The following is a 1,541-nucleotide window of genomic DNA, read 5'->3' as shown; positions in this document are numbered from 1 at the left end:
TTGAAGCAAAATTGAGCGTGCGCTAGGCATGTAGCCTGCGGAGCGAAAATTTTGCAAAATCTCGGAAAAGCACTCACGAGACAAGCCGCCGCCCAAATTTAATGTTTTCCGCAGCCGCACTCTTTGAGCGCCACCTCCACATCGCAAAAATGCCTATGCTCGCTCGCCAAATGCTCGATAAAATCCTGCTTAGAGCCGTGCGAGATCTCGTGCATGAAAAGATCGTGATTGACGTAGGCGACTTTGGTGGCGAAATTTAGCGTCAAATTTACGTCGTGGCTGATGAGCACAACGCCCGTGCCGTCCTCGTTTATCTGTTTTAGCAGCCTATAAACATCGGCTTGACCCTTCGTATCGATACTGGCGGTTGGTTCGTCTAGCATCAAAATTTTAGCCTTTGCACAAAGCGCGCGCGCGATATAGACGCGTTGGCGCTGTCCGCCGCTTAGATCGCCGATCTTTCGCCGCGTAAATTCGCCCATCCCGACGCGCTCCAGCGCCGCTTCGGCTTCTTTTTTGTCGTCCTTGCCGTAAAATCCAAACAGCTTTTTATCTATCCGCCCCATCAAAACGACCTCGAGCACGCGCATCGGGAAGCTCTGATTTATCGGGATATTTTGCGGGACGTAGCCCACGGCCTTGCTCACGCTAGCGGGCTCCTGGCCAAACACCTCGATCGTCCCGCCGCTTGGCTTGTTTAGCCCTAACATCAGCTTTAAAAGCGTGCTTTTGCCGCCGCCGTTTGGGCCGATGATAGCTAGAAAATCTTTGCAATCGTATTCTAAATTTATACCGTCAAACACGAGGTTTTCATCGTAACCAAAGCTCAAATTTCGCACCGAAATGTCGCTCATAAAACGCTCACCTTACCCGAAATATAAAACATAAAAACGCCAAGCCCCAGCATAACCAAAAGCGCGGCAAACTCGCAACAAGTCCGCAGCGCGCGAAATCTCATCGCGCCCTTTAGCTTAAAGCCGCAAACGGCCGCGAGAAATATCACTGCGCCCATGCCAAGGCCCATAAATACGCCGCTAGCAAGCCCGGCCGCGTAGCTGTTTAGGCTAAAGGCTAGCACGAAAACTAGCAGCGTACCCGGACACGGCACGAGCGATCCGGCTAGCACCACCAGCCACTCGCTAGCGGTTTTTGGCGCCTCATTAGAGGCCATGCAAGCCGCGCAGCCGCACTCGCTCTCGTGAGCAGCGGGGCTAAATTTGGCGGAATTTACGCTCAAATTTGACGCTGAGGCTAAATTTGAGCCAAAAACTTTACTCGCCTCGTTTGCGCCTTTTTCGCCCGAGACAGGCGCGGCGGCAAAGCTAAATTTAGGCTTTAGCGCCGTTTTTTTAAGCTTAGCATAGATCATATAAAGGCTCACGCAAACGATCGCTACGGCTGATATTTTCGTCATCGCGCCCGCTATGTCGCTGACCTTGTCTGTCAAAAACGCGTTTAAAAAAACGTAGCTAAAAAGCACGAGCAAAAACGCCCCCGCCACGTGTGTGAAGCCGACCTTCATCGCAAAAGCCAACGCGCGC

The 1,541-nt window shown here is 52.1% G+C and carries 1 protein-coding gene and 1 pseudogene; both read right to left on the bottom strand.

Going from position 1 to position 1,541, the window contains the following annotated elements:
* Positions 1–98: 98 nt before the first annotated feature.
* On the bottom strand, positions 99–854 hold the full coding sequence (locus Q0338_RS01845) for an ABC transporter ATP-binding protein (protein ID WP_298085272.1): 756 nt from the start codon (positions 852–854) through the stop codon (positions 99–101).
* Positions 851–1,541 (bottom strand): annotated as a pseudogene (locus tag Q0338_RS01840) (DUF1007 domain-containing protein); the annotation flags it as partial. The gene Q0338_RS01845 and the pseudogene Q0338_RS01840, both read right to left, overlap by 4 nt.

Origin of the sequence: uncultured Campylobacter sp. (assembly GCF_938018145.1) — a bacterium.
Classification (GTDB): domain Bacteria; phylum Campylobacterota; class Campylobacteria; order Campylobacterales; family Campylobacteraceae; genus Campylobacter_A.
The sequence above is the reverse complement of the archived record's forward strand: the minus strand, read 5'-3'. Positions and strand labels throughout refer to the sequence as shown.

Bases quoted from the DNA above. Each gene is read 5' to 3' on its own strand.
- Q0338_RS01845 (WP_298085272.1), bottom strand. From the start codon at position 854: ATGAGCGACATTTCGGTGCGAAATTTGAGCTTTGGTTACGATGAAAAC.